The sequence below is a fragment of the Streptomyces sp. NPDC051963 genome, assembly GCF_044593495.1.
Lineage (GTDB): Bacteria > Actinomycetota > Actinomycetes > Streptomycetales > Streptomycetaceae > Streptomyces.
Genome location: NZ_JBIUCC010000001.1, coordinates 521,479 through 541,097 on the forward strand (window position 1 = coordinate 521,479; position 19,619 = coordinate 541,097).

Below are 19,619 nucleotides of genomic sequence, written 5' to 3' on the forward strand. Positions count from 1 at the left end.
GGCAGCCCCCGCCATGACCGCCGTACAGGGAACCACCGTCGACATTCCCACCGAGGACGGCACCGCCGACGCCTACCTGAGCCACCCCGGCGACGGGACCCCTCATCCGGCGGTCCTGCTGTACATGGACGCCTTCGGAGTGCGCCCGCGGCTCAACGCGATGGCCGACCGGCTCGCCGAGGCCGGTTACACGGTGCTCGTGCCGAACGTGTTCTACCGCCACGGGCGTGCGCCGGTCTTCGAGCTGCCGGAGTTCATCGACGACGCGTCGCGTCCGGCGCTCTTCGAGCAGATCGTCCCGGTCATGCAGGCTCTGACACCCGAGCGGGCGATGCAGGACGCCGATGCCTATCTGCGCTGGCTGGCCGACAGCCCGGTGGTGGCCGACGGACCGGTCGCGATCACTGGGTACTGCATGGGAGCCGGGCTGGCGCTGCGCACCGCCGGTACGTATCCGGAGCGGGTCGCCGCGGCGGCGGGTTTCCACGGCGGACGCCTGGCGACCGACGGCCCGGACAGTCCGCACCTGCTGGCCGAACACATCACCGCCGAGCTGTATTTCGGTCACGCCGACGAGGACCCGTCGCTGCCCGCCGAGCAGATCAAGCGCCTGGAGGACGCACTGACCACGGCAGGTGTCCGGCACCACTGCGAGGTCTATCCCGGCGCCCACCACGGGTACACGCAGTCCGACACGTCCGCGTACCACCGCGAAGGTGACGAGCGGCACTGGGCAGCACTGCTCGACCTGCTCGATCGCACTTTCTGAGGAGACCTTCCGAGGGGCGGGCGGCACGCGTGCGTGCCGCCCCTTTTCCGCACCACTTGTTGACATGACCGCGTCGCAGCGCAACGCTGAGAGCGCTCTCACAACAGGTACGGACCAATTCTCCCCGAGTAGAAGCCCCCCACGGAGGTGGAGAGTGCCAGGACGCCCGTCCCACCGGTTCTCAGCCATGGCGGCGACAACCGCCCTGCTGGGCGCGCTGTTCATGTTCGGGGCACCGTCGCCCGCACAGGCGGTGCCCGACACGATTCCCCTGAACGTCACCAACAACTCCGGCCGCGGCGAGCCGGTCTACGTCTACAACCTCGGCACCTTGCTGACGACGGGTCAGCAGGGCTGGGCGGACGCGAACGGCACGTTCCATCCATGGCCCGCCGGCGGCAACCCGCCGACGCCCGCACCAGACGCATCCATCGCGGGACCGACGGCCGGACAGTCGAAGACGATCCGGATCCCCAAGTTCTCGGGACGGATCTACTTCTCGTACGGCCAGAAGCTCGACTTCAGGCTGACGACCGGCGGGTTGGTGCAGCCGGCCGTACAGAACCCGAGCGACCCGAACCGCAACATCCTCTTCAACTGGTCCGAGTACACGCTCAACGACTCCGGCCTGTGGCTCAACAGCACGCAGGTCGACATGTTCTCCGCGCCGTACGCGGTGGGCGTCAAGCGCGCCGACGGCAGCACGGCCACCACCGGGCACCTCAAGTCGGGCGGCTACAACGCGGTCCTCAACGGCCTGCGCGGACAGGCGGGCGGCTGGTCCGGTCTCGTGCAGACGCGGTCCGACGGCACCGTGCTGCGGGCCCTCTCGCCCGGTCACGGAGTGGGGGCCGGCGCCATTCCGGCCACGGTGATGGACGACTACATCAATCGCGTCTGGCAGAAGTACGCCGGCTCCACGCTGACGGTGACGCCGTTCGCCGACCAGCCGAACACCAAGTACTTCGGCCGGGTGTCGGGCGGGGTCATGAACTTCACCAACAGCTCCGGAGCCGTCGTCACCAGCTTCCAGAAGCCGGACGCGGACAGCATCTTCGGCTGCCACAAGCTGCTCGACGCTCCCAACGACCTGGTGCGCGGGCCGATTTCACGCACGCTGTGCGCCGGCTTCAACCGTTCCACGCTGCTCAGCAATCCGAACCAGCCGGACACGTCGTCGGCGAACTTCTACCAGGACTCGGTGACCAACCACTACGCCCGTCTGATCCACGCGCAGATGGCCGACGGCAAGGCGTACGCGTTCGCCTTCGACGACGTGGGCCAGCACGAGTCACTCGTCCACGACGGAAATCCGCAGCAGGCCTATCTCACGCTGGATCCGTTCAGCTGAGCCGGTCGGGCAGCGGCGGACCCGTCACCAGCTCCGCGTGCGCACGAAAGGTGCGGGGCGGACGCCCGGTGATGCGCTGAACGGTGTCGGTGGTGCGGTCCTCGGCTCCGTCGGCGATGGCCCTGTCGAGGCCGACCAGGAACGTCGCGAACGCGGCCGGCATGCTCTCGGCCAGTCGGTCGTGCAACTGCTCGTGCGTGAAGTGCCGGTGGGTGACCGGGCGTCCGGTCACCGCCGTCAGCGTGGTGGCGATCTCGCCGTGGCTCAGCGCCTCGGGGCCGGTGATGAGGAGGTCGGTGTTGGGCGCGGGGCCGTCGGTCAGTGCATGGGCGGCGACCTCGGCGATGTCATCGGCGTCGACGAAGGCGACGCGCCCCTCGCCCGTCGCCGTCCAGAACATGCCGTCCTCGCGGATGCTCTGCGCGTGCAGGTGGTTGCCCGTGAAGTTCTGCATGAACCAGGAGGGCCGCAGAACCGCCCACTCGTCGAACAGGCCGGGCAGCGCCAGATGTATCTCCCCGGTGGCGGGGCCGCCCGCGGGAACGGCCGAGGAGCTGAGCAGCACGGCACGTCGCACTCCGGCGGCGCGAGCCTGTTCCAGGAAGGGCGGCACGGTGGTGCCGGGCTCGGCCGAGCCCAACGGCGGGACGAGATAGACCCGATCGGCTCCGCGCAGGGCATCGGCGTAGGTCGTGGAGTCGTACCAGTCGAAGCGGACGGGCCGGGCTCCGTCGACAGCGGTGGGGCGCCGGCTTGCGGCGCTGACCCGGTGGCCGCGTGCGGCGAGTCGGGAGACGAGGCGGCTGCCGGTGGTGCCGGTGGCTCCGATGACCAGCGTGTGCGCGACGGTGGTCATGAGGCCGCACCCCGGGTGAAGTCGGCTGCGCCGTCCTGCGGGAGGGCGAGCGGGTTCCAGTAGTCGCGGTAGTGCGTGATCAGGCCGTCCTCGACGGTGACCACGGCGATGTAGGTCATGTCGAAGGGGTCTCCGCTCTGCACCACCCGCCCCGTGCCGCGCATCTCGACGACGATGATCCGGGGATCGACGGTCCGGTGGATCTCCAGCGAGGGGAACTCATGGAGGTCGATGTGCTCGGAGTAGTCGCGCATGTAGTCGGCGATGGCGGTCCTGCCTTCCAGCCGCCGCGGCCAGCCTTCGGGAGCGAAGGGGAACGCCATGACTCCGTGGTCGGCCCAGAGGCCGAGCCAGGCGGGGATGTCCTTGTCGAGGAGCAGGGCGAGGCTGTGGCGGAAGAGGTCCGCCGGGTGCTCATGGGTGGTCATGAGGACTCCGTCCAGTAGAATACGGACCTCGGGTCCGCTTCTCGAACTATACGGACCCCGGGTCCGTTTTTTCAGGAGAGGACCGCCGTGCCCGAGCGCAAACCCCGGGTGGACGCCGCCCGCAACCGCGAGGCCGTACTGACCGCGGCGGATGCACTGTTCGCCGAGTGCGACAGCCCGGACGCCGTGACCATGGCCGACATCGCGGCCGCGGCCGGAGTCGGCAAGGCGACCCTCTTCCGCGGGTACGGCGATCGCACCGGCCTGATCCAGGCGCTGTACGCGGCCCGCCTCGAACCGGTCCACCAAGCCGTGACCGACGGCCCCCCTCCCCTGGGCCCCGACACCCCGCCCGCCGAACGGGTCCCCGCCCTGCTGGACGCCCTCCTGCGCTTCAAGCTCGACCACCGGCACCTCTCACTGGCCCTGGAGGCGACGGGTTCCGACAGCCCGTACCAGGCGGCGCACTACGAGTGGTGGCACGCCACGATCCGGGACGTCCTCGACCGGATCCCCGGCTTCACCGGCAGCGACTTCGCCGCGCACGCACTGCTCGCGGCGGTCCGCGCCGACCTCGTCGCCCACCTGGCCGACCGCCGGCACATGACGCGTGAGGAGTTGCGGGCGGAGTTGGCCGCCTTCACCGCCAACGTCCTTACAGGTCGGGCGAGTTGAGAGGCAGCGGCTCGGCCGCGGCATCGGCGTATCGGCGGGCCAACTCGGCGAAGGCGTCCCTGAGTTCATCCGGGCCGACGACCTCGATCCCGGCGTCGAACCGGCCGATGCCGGCCGCCAGGGCGGGCCATGACCACGACCCCAGGACGAGGCGGCAGCGGTCCGGGCCGAGCGCCTCGACGACTCCGTCGACGGTGTGACGGGACACGTCCGCGGCGGGCAGGTCCAGGATGACCTCGCCGCGGCACGGCCAGTCGTCGGTGCCGTCGGACCCGCGGAACCTGCCCGCCACGAAGGCGGCCACATCACCACCGGGCAGTTCCCGCGGAGTGAACCGCGGCCCTGTGGGGATGCGCGGGGTGATGCGGTCCGCGCGGAAGGTGCGCCAGCCCTCGCGGTCGAGATCCCAGGCGACGAGGTACCAGCGCCCGCCCCAGGTGACGAGGTGGTGGGGCTGCACCCGGCGCGGAGGAGTCACTCCGGGGCCGTCGTCGCCGCCTCCCGGTGAGGACGTGTAGTCGAAGCGCAGCACCTCGCGGGCGTGCACGGCGGCGCTGAGTGCCATGAGCACCGTGCTGTCGACCTGTGGGACCGATCGGGACGCGGGCCGCTCGACGGCGGTGACCTGGAGGGTGTCGATCCGACGGCGCAGCCGGGCGGGCATGACCTGCCGGACCGTGGTCAGCGCGCGTGCCGCGGCGTCCTCGATACCGGCACCCGTGGTGATCGCAATCTGGAGGGCGACGGCGAGGGCGACGGCCTGCTCGTCGTCGAACAGCAGCGGCGGCAGCTCCGTACCGGCTTCGAGCCGATAGCCGCCGTCGGGCCCCTTGAACGCCACGATGGGATAGCCGAGTTCGCGCAGCCGATCGACGTCACGTCGCACCGTACGCGGGCTGATGTCGAGCCGCTCGGCCAGGAGCACCCCCGGCCAGTCCCGGCGTGCCTGGAGCAGCGAGAGCAACGACAGCAGCCGCGCTGAGGTCTTCTGCATGGTCCCCATGATGCCCGGAGAAGCGGCCACATCCTGACCGCTTCTCTTGCGACGGTGATCCATGAGCGGGGCCGAGAGAGCCGACGCTCACGCCGAATCGAGAAGCAAGGAGCCAGTCATGCCCGTCAACGCTGTGACCCACCTGAACTTCCGGGGTGACGCCCGCGCGGCGCTCACGTTCTACCAGTCCGTGTTCGCCGGACAGATCGTCATGGTCACCTACAAGGACGCCGGAAACGTCCAGGACCCGTCCGAGGCGGACCAGGTGATGTGGGGGCAGGTGGCCGCCGACAGCGGCTTCCGCGTGATGGCGTACGACGTGCCCTCACACCTGCCGTGGGACCAGGGCGAGAACGCCTTCTTCGTCTCGCTGCGCGGCGAAACGGTCGAGGAGATCACCACGCACTGGGAGAGGCTGTCCGCCGGCGCGGTCATCGTGCGCCCGCTGGAGCCCGCGCAGTGGGCGCCCCTCTACGGAATGCTGAAGGACCGGTTCGGCGTCACCTGGGTCGTGGACGTCGTCAGCGAGTACGACCCGTCCTGAACGACTCGTCCCAGCCGCGAAAAGCGGGCCCGTGGCCTGTTTCCGACCCGCGTCACCTGGGCTGACTCACGATATTTTCAGAGTTCACCCCCGAACCACCGGTAAGGGCTTGCTAATACTCGCCCGTCACACGTAGACCTGCCTTCACAACATCCGTGGCTCTGGGGGGAGTTCGCGAAGATGGAAGGCACGGTAGATGGTTTTCGCTATGGGGCGGTGACCCCGGTGGCGGCCTATGTCATGGCCTGCCTGGGAGGGGCACTGGGGCTTCGCTGCATCGTCCGATCCCTGCTCAACGAACAGTCGTGGAAGCCCGGTTGGCTGGCGCTCGGCGCCACGTCGATCGGCTGCGGCATCTGGACGATGCACTTCATCGCCATGATCGGTTTCCAGGTCGAGGAAACCCGGATCGGCTATGACGTGGGTCTGACGGTCCTCAGCCTCGCTGTGGCCGTTGTCGTGGTCGGCATCGGCGTTTTCATCGTGGGCTACCTCGGCGCCAGCAAGGTCACGCTGTCCGTCGCGGGCGTCATCACCGGTCTCGGGGTCGCCGCCATGCATTACCTGGGCATGGCGGCGCTCCGGCTCAGCGGCACCGTCCACTACGACGTCCTCACCGTCGTCCTCTCCGTGGTGATCGCGATCGTCGCCGCGACCGCGGCACTGTGGGCGGCGGTCAGCATCCGGGGCTTCCTCGCCAGCCTGGGTGCGAGTCTCGTGATGGGCGTGGCCGTGTCCGGGATGCACTACACGGCCATGGCCGCGGTGGGCGTCCATGTGCACGGCAACTCCGGCGCCTCCTGGGCCGGCGACTCGCCCACCTCTTTGCTGCTTCCCATGCTCGTGGGGCCGTTCATCTTCCTCGTACTGGCCGGGGTGGTGGTGATGTTCGACCCGCTGCTGGTGCTGGGCGACGGCGATTGGAACGACCTGCCGCCCGGGAAGGCCGCCGCTTCCCCACGGCCCGCTGTGAGTCCGAACCCCGTCCGCGAGGCTCAGGACGGCCCCGTATGGCGTCAGCCGGAACCGGAAGCGACAGGGCGCAGCCGCCACAAGTGGTGAACGGCCGGCGGGGCCGAGCCCTGTCCGTGCCGGGTCACTTCACGAAGCGGTACTTCAAGTGGGTGGCGAGGGGCGTGTCGACGACCCCGATCGACTCGAGGTCCCGCCGGCCGGTGCCCCCTCCTTCGAAGAGCCGCAGCCCGTCTCCCAGCAGCGCGGGCACCACATGCAGCTGGAGCTCGTCGATGAGCCCCTCCCTGAGGTACTGCTGCACCGTGCTCGCTCCGCCCGCGATGTCGACGTTGGCGTCGCCGGCGGCTGCCCTCGCCTGGTCGAGGGCGCTGTGGATGCCGTCGGTGACGAAGGTGAACGTGGTGCCGCCCTCCTTGACGAGGGTCGGCCGGGGGCGGTGCGTGAGCACGAAGACCGGGGCCCGGAACGGCGGGTTCTCGCCCCAGAACTCCTCGCCCGTGTCGTACATCATCCGCCCCATGACCACCGCCCCGGTGGCGTCGAACCACTCCCGCATCAGCTCGGAGTCGCGGTTCTCCTCCCCGCCGCTCATGCCCTGGCGTTCCCGCCAGCTCGCCAGGTTGTGGATCCACTCGAAGAGCGGCTCGGCGCCGTCACCCCCCGGATTGTCGAGGGCGACATCGGTGCCGGCGATGTAGCCGTCGAGGGAGATGGCCATATCCGCGGTTACGGTCATGATGCGGTGCTCCTGAAGTCCTGGAAAGTGCTGCCTTCACTCTTGCGTCGATCGGGAACCGACGCATTCGACGCTCCCGGCGAGCCGGGCGGCGTTGACACAACCGCGGCCGCCTTCGAGGCTCGCCTAGATCGTTGTTACGGTTCACCGGTGTCTGACTCTTCACGCGATACCGCCGAAGGCGCCGGCTGGGGCACCACCGAACCCGGCATGTACCGGCGGCTGATGCCGTCCAAGGTCGAGAAGATCTCGTGGCTCGACCCGAGGATGCTGTGGGCCGCCCGCAACGGCGTGCTGGCCTCCTGGTTCGGCGACCCGACGGGCGGTACGCGCAGCCGGTGGGTGGCGCAGCGCACGGCCGTCGGCGCGCCCGCCGACAAGGTGATCCGGCGCGACGACCCGGACCGGTTCTCGTTCCTCGTGATCGGCGACACCGGTGAGGGCGACGACCCCCAATACGCTGTCGTGCCCGGCCTGTTGGACATCGGTCAGGACACCCGGTTCGCCGTCCTCGCCAGCGACGTGATCTACCCGGTGGGCAGCGCCGACGACTACGGCACCAAGTTCTTCCGCCCGTACCAGGACTACCGGGCGCCCATCTACGCGATACCCGGCAACCACGACTGGTACGAGGACCTCGCCGCCTTCATGCGCGTCTTCTGCGACGACGCCCCGGCCCTCGCGCCCGAGCCGCGGCCCCGTCCGATGAGCCGGGCGTGGCTGCGGTCCCTGCTGTGGCACCGACCGCGGGCGAACGACGGGCAACGCCTCGCCGAGGCCCGGACGTTGCGCTCCTCCCCTGCCCAACAGGCCGTCCAGCCCGGCCCGTACTGGGCCATCGACACCGGACCGGTGCGGATCATAGGCATCGACACCGGCCTGCTCGGAACCGTCGACGCCGAACAGGGCGCCTGGCTGCGGGAGGTGTCCCAGGGGCCTCGCCCGAAGATCCTCATCACGGGTTCGCCCCTGTACGTGGACGGCAAGCACGACCCCTGCGTGATCGAGGGAGGCGGCACGGTCGACGACGTCGTGCGCGATCCGGCCCACCACTACGTCGCGGCGATAGGCGGCGACATCCACAACTACCAGCGCTACCCGGTACGGGTGGACGACCGCACCATCCAGTACGTCGTCGCGGGCGGCGGCGGTGCGTTCATGCACGCCACTCACACCATCCCGCGCGTCGACATCGCGAACGTCACCGAGGACGAATTCCGCTGCTACCCGCTGCGCGGCGACTCCCTGGCCTTCTACAGCAAGCTGTACGGCCGCCGACTGCGCCTGCGCCGCTTCTTCACCCTCACCGATGCCGAGGCCACGGCCGTCGTCGCCGAGCGGCTGGAGATCCGTCCGGGGCGCGCGCCCGCCCCGGACGCCCGCATCACATGGCGCACCCGCCTGGTCGCCGGGCTGCTGGGCACCGGACGCCGCCCCGACCGCACCTCGCGGTTCCGGCTGCCCGTGCGGAAGATCTACACACAGCTGTTCTCGCCGAGCTCGGCGACGTACAGCCCGCCGTTCTTCAAGTGTTTCCTGCGCCTGGACGTCACCCCGGAGTCGGTACGGCTGCGCTGCTACGCCGCGACCGGGAACCGGGCCCAGGAGATCGACCCACCGGTCGAGGACGACGTCACCATTGACCTGCACTGATCCCTGGACACAACTGGCGTACGACGCCGGAGGAACTCGTGCCTTCCACTTCACGCCCCTTGCGCAAGCTGGGCTTCCTGACCATCGGGCTGTTCGACGAGAGCGACCCGCGCCGGGGCCATGAATCGACCCTGGAGATCATCGAGTTGGGCGAAGGACTCGGGTTCGACAGCGCGTGGGTCCGCCACCGCCATCTCCAGTACGGCATCTCGTCCCCCGTCGCCGTCCTTGCCGCCGCCTCGCAGCGCACCCGCCGCATCGAGCTCGGCACCGCGGTCATCCCGCTCGGCTGGGAGAACCCGCTGCGGCTGGCGGAGGACCTGGCGACGGTCGACCTGCTGTCCGGCGGCCGACTCAACCCGGGGGTCAGCGTGGGCCCGCCGATGCACTACGACCAGATCAAGGAAGCCCTGTACCCGGACACGGCCGAGCGGGAGGACTTCAGCTACGAACGGGTGCGGCGGCTGCTGGACTTCGTGCGCGGTGAACCGGCCACCGGTTTCCGTGGGACCGAGGGGTTCGAGGTGTTCTCGGACCGGGTTCAGCCGCACTCCCCCGGTCTGGGCCGCCGTCTCTGGTACGGCGGCGGGAGCCTGGGCTCGGCGCAGTGGGCGGGCGAGCACGGCATGAACTTCCTCTCCAGCAGCGTCGTCAAGGCAGAAGGGCCCGATGAATCGGCGGACTTCGCCGAGATCCAGCTCTCCCACATCCGCATGTTCCGCGCCCACCACCCCGACGGCGACGACGCCCGTGTCTCCCAGGGCCTCGTCGTCATCCCCACCGATTCGGCCACGCCCGAACAGCGCGCCAGGTACGAGGAGTACGCCGCCCGGCGAACCCCTCGTACGACATCACCTCAGGGCCCGGCCCGCCTGATGTTCGCACCCGACCTCGTCGGCACCAGCGCGCAGCTCGCCGAACGGCTGCATGCGCACGCCGCGTTCCGAGAGGTCGACGAGGTCGCCTTCGCGCTGCCGTTCACCTTCGACCACGAGGACTACGTGCAGATCCTCACGGACATGGCGACGAGGCTCGGCCCGGCGCTCGGTTGGCAGCCGGCCGCCTGACCTCACCAACGCCCGGGCTCGGTCCCGACGATCGGCTCGGACGCCTTGCCGTCGACCCCGACCGGCACGTCACCGGCCAGCATCACCCGGTGCATGATCCGCGGGAAGCCGAGGTGGGCGTTGTCGCCGGGTGCCAGGTGGATGGTGGCCCGGTTGTCCCAGAAGGCGACGCTGCCCGGCTCCCAGCGGAAGCGGACCGTGTACTCGGGCCGCACCGCCTGTTCCAGCAGCATGTCCAGGATCGCCCGGCTCTCGGCGCGGGAGAGGCCGGCGATCTGCTCCAGGTAGTAACCGTTCACGAACAGCACCCGCTCCGCCGTCTCCGGGTGAACGCGCACCAGCGGGTGCACCGAGGCGACCTGATGGTCCAGCAGATGCCGCATGTACGCGTCGTCCCCCGGCCGGGGCTGATATCCCACGCCCAGCCGGTGCTCGGCCCGGAGTCCGTCCACGAACTCCCGGACGGGGCCGGACAGTCCGGCGTACGCCGCCGCCAGGTTGGACCAGGTCGTGTCGCCGCCGTACGGCGGAACGGACTCGGCGCGCAGGATCGTAGCGGCGGGCGGGTCGACACGGGCGCCGTGATCACAGTGCCAGCCGCGCAGCAGCGTGTGCCGTCGGCGCTGAAGCCACTCGTCGTGCTCCATGCCGAACCGCCCGCCCAGTTCCAGGCGGTCGGCGGTCGTCTCGATCTCGGGGACGTCCGGTGGGGAGGCGCTGCCGCGTTTGCGCAGCACGACGGGCTCCCCGAAGCGCCGGGCGAACGCCACATGCCGGGCGTGGTCCAGCCGCTGCCCACGGAAGAACACCACCTTCCAGCGCAGTACGGCCTCCCGGATGGCGGCGACCACGGGCTCGTCGAGGTCACCGCCCAGGTCGACGCCCGTGATCTCCGCCCCGATGTGCCCGGCGACCGGTTTCACCTCGATCCCCGCGACGTGCTCCGTCCCGTCCGCCGTGGCCCTGTCCGTCGTCATGCGCGCTCCGATGATCCGTCCGTCCGTGCCGGCCCGGTTCGAGCCGGCTCCGTGAAGATCGTGACAGCGTTCGCGGCACGTGGCGACAGGGCCTCATGCGGTGGTCATCTCCGGGCGCGCAGGGCCGCGATGCCCACCCGGGGATACCTCAGACGGTGAACTCCCGGATCACCACGTTGTGGAACACCGCCGTGCCGTCGATCGTGAACAGCGCGAGCCCGGTGTCGATCAGATACGGAAAGACCTCCGACGAGTGCACGTACCGGCCGTCGTCCACGAACATCTCGACGGACGTACGGTCGACCAGGATGTGCAGTTTCACGGTGCGGGCGGACGGGTCGAAGGGGCTGTGGCTCTCCTGCCATCTGCCGGAGGCGTCGGGGTTCACGGTGGGGCGACGGTTGAGGAAGGCGTAGTCGCCGTAGATCCCGACGTCGACATGGCGGCCCCCGTCGGGGGAACGGCGCAACTGGAGCCCGGCACCCGTGAGTTGGTCCCAGGTGATCTCGCAGGTCACCTCGTAGGCCGTTCCCCGGTAGTCGAGCACGCGGGTGCCGGTGACCTCCAGGTCGCCCAGGTTCACCGTGCGGGAGACGTGGTCGTCCAGCGTGGCGACCGGTTGTGAGGCGAGGTAGTACGTTCCGGAGGGGGCTCGCTTCAGGATGATCTCCCGGACGATCGAGTCGGTGCCGTTGAAGCCGTCGCAGTCGATGGTGGGCGTGATGTGCGCGTAGTCCCAGTTGTTCAGCCAGCCCATCGCGTAGCGGACGGACGGGTCCACCGAGCCGTCGCTCCCGTGCTTCTCGAAGGTGACCGCTCCGTACCAGTCCCAGCCGTTGTCGAGCCACTGCGGGTCGGCCGCGTCGGCGGCGAACGCGCTGCCGTCGAAGGATCCCGTCCAGTACGCGTAGGTGTTGGGCAGCCCTGAGCCCTTTCCGTTGGCGCTGACGCCCAGCACCCACCGCACGGTGCTGTCCTCGGCGGTGATGCGGAACAGGTCGGGGCACTCCAGAGTGCCGATGCCCTCCTTGATGAAGCCGCCCGCGTACGTCCACGACTTGAGATCGGCGGAGTGGTAGAAGCCCACCTTGGTGCCCTCGGCGAGCGCCATCACCCAGCGGTCGCGGTCCTCGTCGCGGATGACCTTGGGGTCACGGAAGTCGGCCCCCGCACTCGGACTTGCCAGCACGGGGCCGGTGCCGTGGTTGGTGAACGTGCGTCCGCCGTCGGTGGAGTAGTACAGGAACTGCTCCTGGTGGTCGGTGCCGCCGCCGGGCGACATGGTGGCGATCACGATCACCGCACCGGCACCGAAGCCCGCGGTGTTGTGCGTGTCCACCACCGTCGAGCCCGACCAGATGTCGCCGTTGGGCGTCGTGTCCTTGGGCACGGCGACCCCTCGGTCTGTGAAGGACACCAGGTCGGTGCTGGTCGCCAGGCGCCAGGCAGTCCCTTCGACGCCGGCGAAGTAGTCCGCGTTGTACAGGTAGTAGTACCGGTACTCCCCGTCGATCCAGACCGGTCGCTGCGGGTCGTTCTTCCACTGGTCCGGGACCGTGAAGTGGTACTCGGCACGGTAACTGGCGCAGGTGGCGGCAGCCTTGGGTTTCGCGGCGGCCGGGCTCGCGGCGGGCAGAAGTGCGGTCGCCGCGCCCGCCGCCGAACCGGCGAAGAGCGCTCTCCTGGACAATCCACGCATCACACATCGTTCCTCTCGTCGTCGAGGTTCAGAACGGCGGCTCATGTGGATCAGGACTGTGCGACCTAACTCGTTAAAGGTCAAGTGGTTCACGAGTATTGACAGTCCCGTGGACCGCTTCGCATCATCTGGGCATCAACCGAGAACTAACACGAGTTAGGCCCTGTCCGATGACCGACTCGCACGTCACTCGCCGCACGCTGCTGCGGTACGGCGCCTACGGCGCGGGAGCCGCCGCGCTGGCCGGTACCGCCGCGAGCTGGGACCGGCTCACCGGAGCCGACATCCCCGGCCGGGACGACGGCTCCCTCGTCGTCGCCACCCTCGGTCCCGCCTACGGACCGGAGGCCGTACGCACGCTCACCGAGGGCTTCAAGAAGGTCCACCCCGACATCAAGCTCCGGATCAACGCGGTGCAGGCCGTCGACTGGTCGGACTTCTTCGCGAAGATCCTCACCCAGATCGCGGCGGGCATCGCCCCCGACCTCGTCTATGTCGCCACCGAGGGCGTGCAGTTGTTCGCGCAGCGGCTCGGCGTACCGCTGGACCGGTGGGTGAAGCGGGACGCAGCCGAACTGCGCGAGTACTTCGCCGACGTCCATCCCTCGCTGGTGGAGTCGATGATGTACGAGGGGAGCCTGTACCAGTTGCCGGTCGAGTTCAACGCCGCCGACATGTACCTCAACAAGCAGGTGCTCAGGCGCGCGGGCGCGGACTTTCCGGCCGCCGACTGGACCCGCGACGACTTCACCGCGCTGCTGCGGGACATGAAGCGGTCGAGCGGCTCGCAGTTCACGCCGTACTTCTGGACCAACCGGCTGTGGGGCGGCGTGGTGCCCTGGCTGTTCGCCAACGACACCAATCTGCTCGCCGAATCCAAGGCGCCGGGCGGCAGCTGGCTCTGGAACGGCTTCTACCCGGCCGCCGAGCGCAGCGGGCGCGGCGGCGGCTTCCGCTGGACCACCCCGCAGGCCACCCACGACCGCGTCGAGGAGGCGTACGACTACCTCGCCTCCCTCGTCCGGGACGGGCTGTGCACCCGCCCCGAGGGCGGCAACGGCCAGAACCTCATCGGCGTGTTCTCCACCGGCCGGGTCGGCGTCACGCCCGCCGGCGGCTTCTGGGCGGGCGGTCTGCATCTGGCCGGCATGCAGGCCGACGGATTCGATGTGCAGTACTTCCCGCGCTGGCGCACCCAGCGCATGCAGTTCGGCGCGGCCGGCTACGCGCTGCTGCGCACGTCGAAGAAGCAGGACGAGGCCTGGGAGTTCATCAAGTACGCCGCCCGCCGGTCCACCCTGACCAGCCTGTTCGAGACCAACCAGACGACACCCGCCCGCCGTTCGATGCTGGAGGCCGGGCGCTACACCGAAACGGGCCCGGCGCACTGGCGGGTCTTCTACGACACCCTCGACCGGTTCCCCGACACCGGGCCGATACCCGCGCCGCCGCAGGTCGCCGAGGTCGAGCAGGTGCTGCTCAAGCACACCGGAACCGCCCTTGCCTCGCCGCGCTCGGTGCGTGGCGCGCTGGCCCGGATGCAGGGCGACCTGGAGAAGGCCATGGAGCGTGACGTATGACCGACACCCGGATTCCCGCCGTACGACCGCCACGTCCCGCGGCCCCGCCCGGCGAGGCCGCACCACCCTCCCTCCGCACCCGCGGCACGCGGCTGCTGGCCACGCTGTTCCTGGCGCCGACGATCGTCGGCATCGTCGTCTTCACGGTCGTACCCATCGTCGGATCGGTGGTCCTGAGCCTGTTCCACTGGAACGTGATCGACTCGCCGACCTTCGCCGGGACCGCCAACTACCGTGAGGTCTTCGGCGATTCGACGGTGCTGGTCTCGTTCCGGAACACGCTCGTGTTCATGGTGCTCGCGGTCGCGTCGCAGCTGCTGATCGCCCTGGTGCTGGCGCTGGCGGTGAACGGGCGGATGCCGGTGTGGCTGCGCTCGGTGTTCCGGTCGGCGTTCTTCTTCCCGCTGGTGCTGTCCGCCGCGTCTATCTCGGTGGTGATGAAGTACCTGTTCAACCAGGACTTCGGGGTCGTGAACTGGGTGCTCGGGCTGGTCGGGATCGCTCCGGTGCCCTGGCTGACGTCGGAGAACGCGGCGATGGCAGCGGTCGTCCTGGTCTATGTCTGGCAGCAGTTCGGGTTCTCGTTCCTGCTGTTCGTCGGAGGACTGAACAACATCCCCAAGGAGGTCCACGAAGCCGCCGCGCTCGACGGTGCCACGGGTCTGCGCAAGCACCTCCTGGTCACGCTGCCGCTGCTGTCGCCCACGCTGCTGGTCGCGTCGGTGGTCGGCATCATCAACGCACTCCAGGTGTTCGAGCAGCCCTATGTGCTCACCAACGGCGGGCCCGGCGACTCGACCCGCACCGTGGTGATGGTCATCTACGAGACCGCGTTCGAGCAGCTGCGTTTCGGTGAGGCGTCCGCGGTGGGCGTGCTGCTGTTCGTGCTGATCATGGCGGTCACCGCCGTCCAGTTCCGGCTCAGCCGGCGTTTCGTCCACTACGAGTGAGCCGGGTGAGTCCCTTGAGCCAAGCAACCCTGTCCCTGAGCCGTGCGCGGTACTCGCTCGCGCCGTGGGCGCGGATCGCCGGGCTGACGGTGTGCGCCCTGCTGACCCTCGGCCCGGTCGTCTGGACCGTCTCCACCTCCCTGCGCACCCCGGCCGAGTCCTTCGACCTGCCACCGAAGATCATCCCGACCAACCCCACCACCGAGGCCTACGGCGGCGTCTTCGACCAGATCGACGTATGGCTGCTCGCCCTCAACTCGACGCTGGTGACCGCCCTGGTCGCCGTCGGCCAGATGATCACCGCCGGACTGGCCGGATACGCCTTCGCGCGTCTCGAATTCCGTTTCAAGAAGCCGCTGTTCGGCCTGGTCCTGGCGACCATGATGGTGCCGTTGCAGGTCACCATCGTGCCGGTGTTCCTGGTGCTGAAGCAGATGAGCCTCACCGACACCCTGCTCGGTCTGATCATCCCGGCCTTCCCGACCGCCTTCGGCACCTTCCTGATGCGCCAGTACTTCCTCGGCATGCCCAAGGACCTGGGTGAGGCGGCGATGCTGGACGGCGCCGGGCCCTGGCGGATCTTCCGGTCCGTCTACGCCCCGCTGGCCGCGCCCGGGCTCGCGATCGTCGGGGTGCTCGCCTTCAACTACCACTGGAACGAATTCTTCCGACCGCTGATCCTCGAGACGTCCGGCCAGAACTACACGCTGCCGCTGGGCCTGGTCTCCCTCCAGGGCAATCTCGGCACCGGTTCCATCTCGGTCGTGCTCGCCGGCGTCGTCCTCTCCATGATCCCCGCCGTCGCCGTCTTCGTCGTCGGCCAGCGCCCTCTCCGCGAGGGCATCACCTCCGCAGGAGTCAACCGTTGAGCCTCGCCGCTCAGTCCACGGACCCCGGCGCCCCGCGCTTCCGAGTCCGTCCCCCCGCCAACTGGGTCAACGACCCGAACGGTCCCTTCCGTTGGCGGGGCCGCCACCACCTCTTCTACCAGTACAACCCCGACGCCCCGGTGCACACCAACATCCACTGGGGCCATGCGTCCAGCCACGACCTCGTCCACTGGGAGCACCATCCGATCGCCCTCGCCCCGACGCCCGGCGGCCCGGACGAGGCGGGCTGCTGGTCGGGCTGCATGGTCGACGACGACGGCGTGCCGACGGCCGTGTACACGGGCGTCGACCGGCAGCACACCGGCGTCGGCTCGATCTGCCTGGCCCGGGCGCTGATGCCGGAGGACGAGACGCTGACCGACTTCAGGCCGCTGCCCGAGCCGGTGGTGACCGGCCCGCCCGCCGGCCTGGACGTGGTGATGTTCCGCGACCCGTTCGTGTTCCGCAGTGGTGGCCGGCGGTGGGCACTGGTCGGCGCGGGGCACGCCGACGGGACGCCGTCGGTGCTGCTGTACGACTGTGACGACCTGGCCGACTGGCGGTTCGCCGGGGTGCTGCTCGACGGCAACGACCCTGTTGCGGCGGACGCGTTCGGAGACAAGGCGGTCGGCTGGGAGTGCCCGCAGCTGTTCTCGACACCGGGCGGGGACTGGGTGCTGGTGGTCTCGCTGTGGGACGGAGACCCTTGCGCCACGGGCTATCTGACGGGCCGTCTCCAGCCTTACGGCGACGAGGAGTTGCGCTTCCTGGCCCGCACCGGCGGGCGACTGGACCACGGGCGGGACTTCTACGCGCCCGCGGTACTCCAGGAGCCGGACCGGGTGCTCCTGTGGGGGTGGTCCTGGGAGGCACGCGAACAGAGCGAGGTCGATCGCGCCGGATGGGCCGGCGTCCTGACCGCGCCGCGGATGGTGGACGTCCATCCCGACGGCGCCCTGCGTGCCGTACCGGCTCCGGAGCTCGAACTGCTGCGTGCGCCCGAGCCGTTCGTCACGGCACCGGGCCGTCGCACACCGCTGCCGGAGGCGTACGACCTGACCGTCACCGCATCCGGCCGAACCACCGTGAGTCTGCTGCGCTCCGCCTCGGACGCGGAGCTGACGGTCCTGCTGGACCCGGACGAAGGCACCGTGACGCTCGACCGCGGTGACTGGCCGCGAACAGGGCCCGAGGGGGCGGCGCCGATCGTGGTGCGTGCACCGGCCGGCGAGGCGCGGATCCTCGTCGACGGCTCTCTCCTCGAGCTGTTCGTCGGCGACCGGGCCATGGTCACCGAGCGCGTCTACCGGCGACCGGACGATGTGCCCGAGCTCGTCGTCACGGGTTCCGGGGCCAGGGTCACCGGCTGGGAGCTGGTCCCACCGACGCACGACTGATCACCGGACAGGCAAGGCGCCGTACCGTCGCGGGCGGCGTCCTGCCCGTGTCGATGGCGTCGAGGAGCAGCCGTGCGGCGGCCTCACCCATCTCACGGTGGGGCAGCGCGATGGTGGTGAGGGGCGGTGTGAGGAACTCGGCCATGTGCTCCTGGTCGTCGTAGCCGACCACGGACAGCTCGCCGGGGACGGCGACGCCGAGCCGGGTCGCGGCGTGCAGGACGCCCGCGGCGACCCGGTCGTTGTAGCAGAAGACGCCGGTGGGGCGCCGGTCGGCGGGGACGCCGTCGAGGATCCGCATGGCGCCCTCGTACCCGCCGACGATCTCGCCGCCGCTGCGTACGACCCACTCTTTGGGGACCGTGATCCGCTCGACGCGCAGCGCGTCACGGAAGCCGCGCAGGCGGTCGACGGAGGCGATGTCGTCCTGGCCGCCCACCATGGCGACTCTGCGGTGTCCCTCGTCCAGCAGGAGCCGTGCCGCCGTACGGCCTCCCGCGCGCTCCGCGGGGATGACGGCGGGCAGCGAGTCGTCCTCGGGCAGGCAGTTGGCGAGCACCGAGTGGGTGCGGTGCAGGCCTTCGGGGACGCGGACGCGGCGCAGGGACATGGCCGCGTAGATGATGCCGTCCACCCTGCGGTCGAGGAGTTCGGCGACGGCCGCGTCCTCCTTCGCCGGGTCACCGCCGGAGTCGACGGTCAGGACCAGGTGTTCGCTGCCCCAGGCCGTCTCCATCGCGCCACGCAGCAGTCGCCCGGCGAACGGCGACGAGGCGATCTCGTCGGTGACCAGCCCGATCACGGCCGTACGATTGCTGCGCAGGCCGCGGGCGACGGGGTCGGGCCGGTAGCCGAGCTCGGCTGCGGCCTGCCGGATGCGCTCCTGGGTGGCGGGCGAGAGGTTGCCCTGGGCCCGGCCGTTGAACACGAACGACACCGCGGTGTGCGACACGCCGGCGAGCCGGGCCACGTCCCGTGAGGTGGGACGCGCGGCTCCCGTCGTTCGTCTGTCCTCGGCACTGCCCACGCCGTCCGCCGCCCTCATCCCCCACCCGTCCGGTTGATCACTCCTCAGCCTATCCGGCCCTCGGCGGCATCGGACCTGCCCGCCCCGACGGGAACTCCCATACTGGCTGTACGACACAGTCAACGGGAAGGTACGACCGTGCTCAGCATCCCGGCACACACGCTCAACGACGGCACGACGATCCCCGCCATCGGCCTGGGCACCTGGCCGATGAACGACGCGCAGGCCGAGGAGGCGGTGCGCGGGGCGCTCGAGACGGGCTACCGGCTCGTCGACACGGCGACGAACTACCGCAACGAGACCGGTGTCGGCCGTGGCGTCGCGAGCAGCGCCGTCCCCCGCGAGGAGGTCGTGGTGACGACGAAGCTTCCGGGACGGCACCACGGGTACGAGGAGACACTCGCCTCCTTCGAGGAGTCCCGCGGCCGGCTCGGCCTGGACTACGTCGACCTGTATCTCATCCACTGGCCGCTCCCCCGGGTCGACAAGTACGTCGACTCGTGGAAAGCCATGATCAAGCTCCGGGAGGACGGCCTGGTGCGGTCGATCGGCGTCTCCAACTTCACGGCCGAGCACATCGAACGGCTGGAGAAGGAGACGGGGGTCCTGCCGTCCGTGAACCAGATCGAGCTGCACCCGCTGCTCCCTCAGGAGGACCTGCGCGCCTTCCACGCCGGCAAGGGCATCGTCACGGAGAGCTGGAGCCCGCTGGGCCGGGGCTCCCAACTGCTGGAGGACCCCGTGGTCGTCGGCATCGCCGAGGCGCACGGGGTACAGCCCGGCCAGGTCGTGCTGCGCTGGCACACGCAACTGGGCGCGGTGCCCATCCCGAAGTCGGCCAGCCCCGGGCGGCAGCGCGAGAACCTCGACGTCTTCGGCTTCGAACTGGATCCCGCCCAGATGGAGGCTCTCGCCGACCGCACCCACCGGCGCCTGGGCGGGGACCCCGAAGTGCACGAGGAGTTCTGAGCCGGCCCGGAGTTCATGACCGGAATCCGCCCCAACCGGCCTCCCGCGCCTCTATGTTCGCAGCGGCACGTCATAGATCGTCCGCTCACGCCGGGAGACCCGT

The 19,619-nt window shown here is 69.8% G+C and carries 19 protein-coding genes; 12 read left to right on the forward strand and 7 right to left on the reverse strand.

The features are described 5' to 3' along the window. The first annotated feature begins 13 nt into the window (after positions 1 to 13). A complete protein-coding gene (locus ACIHFB_RS02085) occupies positions 14 to 769 on the forward strand; it encodes a dienelactone hydrolase family protein (protein ID WP_400124931.1) in 756 nt (251 codons plus the stop codon). Positions 770 to 956: 187 nt separating this feature from the next. Next, positions 957 to 2,120: a glycoside hydrolase family 64 protein gene (locus tag ACIHFB_RS02090; RefSeq protein ID WP_400124932.1), complete on the forward strand. Its 1,164-nt coding sequence runs from the start codon at positions 957 to 959 to the stop codon at positions 2,118 to 2,120. On the opposite strand, the gene ACIHFB_RS02095 is transcribed toward ACIHFB_RS02090, so the two are convergent. Together ACIHFB_RS02095 and ACIHFB_RS02100 are read right to left on the reverse strand one after the other, a co-directional pair. Continuing rightward, the gene (locus ACIHFB_RS02095) at positions 2,113 to 2,976 is read right to left on the reverse strand and encodes an NAD(P)H-binding protein (protein ID WP_400124933.1); all 864 of its coding nucleotides are present in this window, start codon (positions 2,974 to 2,976) and stop codon (positions 2,113 to 2,115) included. The two genes, ACIHFB_RS02090 and ACIHFB_RS02095, sit on opposite strands and share 8 nt — an antisense overlap. Next, on the reverse strand, positions 2,973 to 3,404 hold the full coding sequence (locus ACIHFB_RS02100; protein ID WP_365268650.1) for a nuclear transport factor 2 family protein: 432 nt from the start codon (positions 3,402 to 3,404) through the stop codon (positions 2,973 to 2,975). Before ACIHFB_RS02100 ends, ACIHFB_RS02095 begins: the two co-directional genes overlap by 4 nt. Positions 3,405 to 3,491: 87 nt before the next feature. Between ACIHFB_RS02100 and ACIHFB_RS02105 the strand changes: the two genes are divergently transcribed. Continuing rightward, positions 3,492 to 4,079: a TetR/AcrR family transcriptional regulator gene (locus ACIHFB_RS02105; protein ID WP_400124934.1), complete on the forward strand. Its 588-nt coding sequence runs from the start codon at positions 3,492 to 3,494 to the stop codon at positions 4,077 to 4,079. Here ACIHFB_RS02105 and ACIHFB_RS02110 read toward each other — a convergent pair. Further along, positions 4,060 to 5,073 carry a WYL domain-containing protein gene (locus tag ACIHFB_RS02110; protein ID WP_365268656.1) on the reverse strand — a complete coding sequence of 338 codons (1,014 nt, stop codon included), beginning with the start codon at positions 5,071 to 5,073 and terminating at the stop codon, positions 4,060 to 4,062. The genes ACIHFB_RS02105 and ACIHFB_RS02110 overlap by 20 nt on opposite strands. A 118-nt stretch (positions 5,074 to 5,191) precedes the next feature. Here ACIHFB_RS02110 and ACIHFB_RS02115 point away from each other — a divergent pair, with 118 nt between their 5' ends. Both ACIHFB_RS02115 and ACIHFB_RS02120 read left to right on the forward strand, forming a co-directional pair. Then, entirely contained in the window at positions 5,192 to 5,617 is a 426-nt protein-coding gene (locus ACIHFB_RS02115) for a VOC family protein (protein WP_400124935.1), read from the forward strand. A gap of 180 nt (positions 5,618 to 5,797) precedes the next feature. Further along, positions 5,798 to 6,679, forward strand: coding sequence for an MHYT domain-containing protein (locus ACIHFB_RS02120; RefSeq protein WP_365268662.1), 882 nt, complete (start codon positions 5,798 to 5,800; stop codon positions 6,677 to 6,679). Between the two features lie 34 nt (positions 6,680 to 6,713). On the opposite strand, the gene ACIHFB_RS02125 is transcribed toward ACIHFB_RS02120, so the two are convergent. Continuing rightward, positions 6,714 to 7,328, reverse strand: coding sequence for a dihydrofolate reductase family protein (locus tag ACIHFB_RS02125; RefSeq protein WP_365268665.1), 615 nt, complete (start codon positions 7,326 to 7,328; stop codon positions 6,714 to 6,716). Between the two features lie 150 nt (positions 7,329 to 7,478). On the opposite strand from ACIHFB_RS02125, the gene ACIHFB_RS02130 reads away from it, so the two are divergent. Together ACIHFB_RS02130 and ACIHFB_RS02135 are read left to right on the forward strand one after the other, a co-directional pair. Then, positions 7,479 to 8,981: a metallophosphoesterase gene (locus tag ACIHFB_RS02130; protein ID WP_365268667.1), complete on the forward strand. Its 1,503-nt coding sequence runs from the start codon at positions 7,479 to 7,481 to the stop codon at positions 8,979 to 8,981. A 38-nt stretch (positions 8,982 to 9,019) separates the two neighbouring features. Continuing rightward, complete coding sequence (locus ACIHFB_RS02135) at positions 9,020 to 10,048, forward strand: LLM class flavin-dependent oxidoreductase (RefSeq protein ID WP_365268670.1); 1,029 nt, start codon at positions 9,020 to 9,022, stop codon at positions 10,046 to 10,048. A 2-nt stretch (positions 10,049 to 10,050) separates the two neighbouring features. Here the strand turns inward: ACIHFB_RS02135 and ACIHFB_RS02140 are convergent, their stop codons facing one another. Both ACIHFB_RS02140 and ACIHFB_RS02145 read right to left on the reverse strand, forming a co-directional pair. Next, a complete protein-coding gene (locus ACIHFB_RS02140; RefSeq protein WP_365268673.1) occupies positions 10,051 to 11,025 on the reverse strand; it encodes a TauD/TfdA family dioxygenase in 975 nt (324 codons plus the stop codon). Between the two features lie 148 nt (positions 11,026 to 11,173). Then, positions 11,174 to 12,724 carry a GH32 C-terminal domain-containing protein gene (locus ACIHFB_RS02145; protein ID WP_365268676.1) on the reverse strand — a complete coding sequence of 517 codons (1,551 nt, stop codon included), beginning with the start codon at positions 12,722 to 12,724 and terminating at the stop codon, positions 11,174 to 11,176. Positions 12,725 to 12,894: 170 nt separating this feature from the next. Here ACIHFB_RS02145 and ACIHFB_RS02150 point away from each other — a divergent pair, with 170 nt between their 5' ends. The 4 genes from ACIHFB_RS02150 to ACIHFB_RS02165 are packed head-to-tail and all read left to right on the forward strand — an operon-like array spanning position 12,895 to position 17,520. Next, entirely contained in the window at positions 12,895 to 14,304 is a 1,410-nt protein-coding gene (locus ACIHFB_RS02150; RefSeq protein ID WP_365268678.1) for an extracellular solute-binding protein, read from the forward strand. Next, positions 14,301 to 15,254 (forward strand): sugar ABC transporter permease, encoded by a 954-nt coding sequence (locus ACIHFB_RS02155; RefSeq protein WP_365268681.1) that lies wholly within the window; start codon positions 14,301 to 14,303, stop codon positions 15,252 to 15,254. The genes ACIHFB_RS02150 and ACIHFB_RS02155 overlap by 4 nt, the downstream gene beginning before the upstream one ends. Before the next feature lie 14 nt (positions 15,255 to 15,268). Then, positions 15,269 to 16,123, forward strand: coding sequence for a carbohydrate ABC transporter permease (locus tag ACIHFB_RS02160; RefSeq protein ID WP_365268684.1), 855 nt, complete (start codon positions 15,269 to 15,271; stop codon positions 16,121 to 16,123). Further along, positions 16,120 to 17,520, forward strand: coding sequence for a glycoside hydrolase family 32 protein (locus ACIHFB_RS02165; RefSeq protein WP_365268687.1), 1,401 nt, complete (start codon positions 16,120 to 16,122; stop codon positions 17,518 to 17,520). Before ACIHFB_RS02160 ends, ACIHFB_RS02165 begins: the two co-directional genes overlap by 4 nt. Here ACIHFB_RS02165 and ACIHFB_RS02170 read toward each other — a convergent pair. Continuing rightward, positions 17,483 to 18,565 carry a LacI family DNA-binding transcriptional regulator gene (locus tag ACIHFB_RS02170; RefSeq protein WP_365268690.1) on the reverse strand — a complete coding sequence of 361 codons (1,083 nt, stop codon included), beginning with the start codon at positions 18,563 to 18,565 and terminating at the stop codon, positions 17,483 to 17,485. The genes ACIHFB_RS02165 and ACIHFB_RS02170 overlap by 38 nt on opposite strands. 120 nt (positions 18,566 to 18,685) lie before the next feature. On the opposite strand from ACIHFB_RS02170, the gene ACIHFB_RS02175 reads away from it, so the two are divergent. Then, complete coding sequence (locus ACIHFB_RS02175) at positions 18,686 to 19,516, forward strand: aldo/keto reductase (protein ID WP_365268693.1); 831 nt, start codon at positions 18,686 to 18,688, stop codon at positions 19,514 to 19,516. The last annotated feature ends 103 nt before the right edge of the window (positions 19,517 to 19,619 follow it).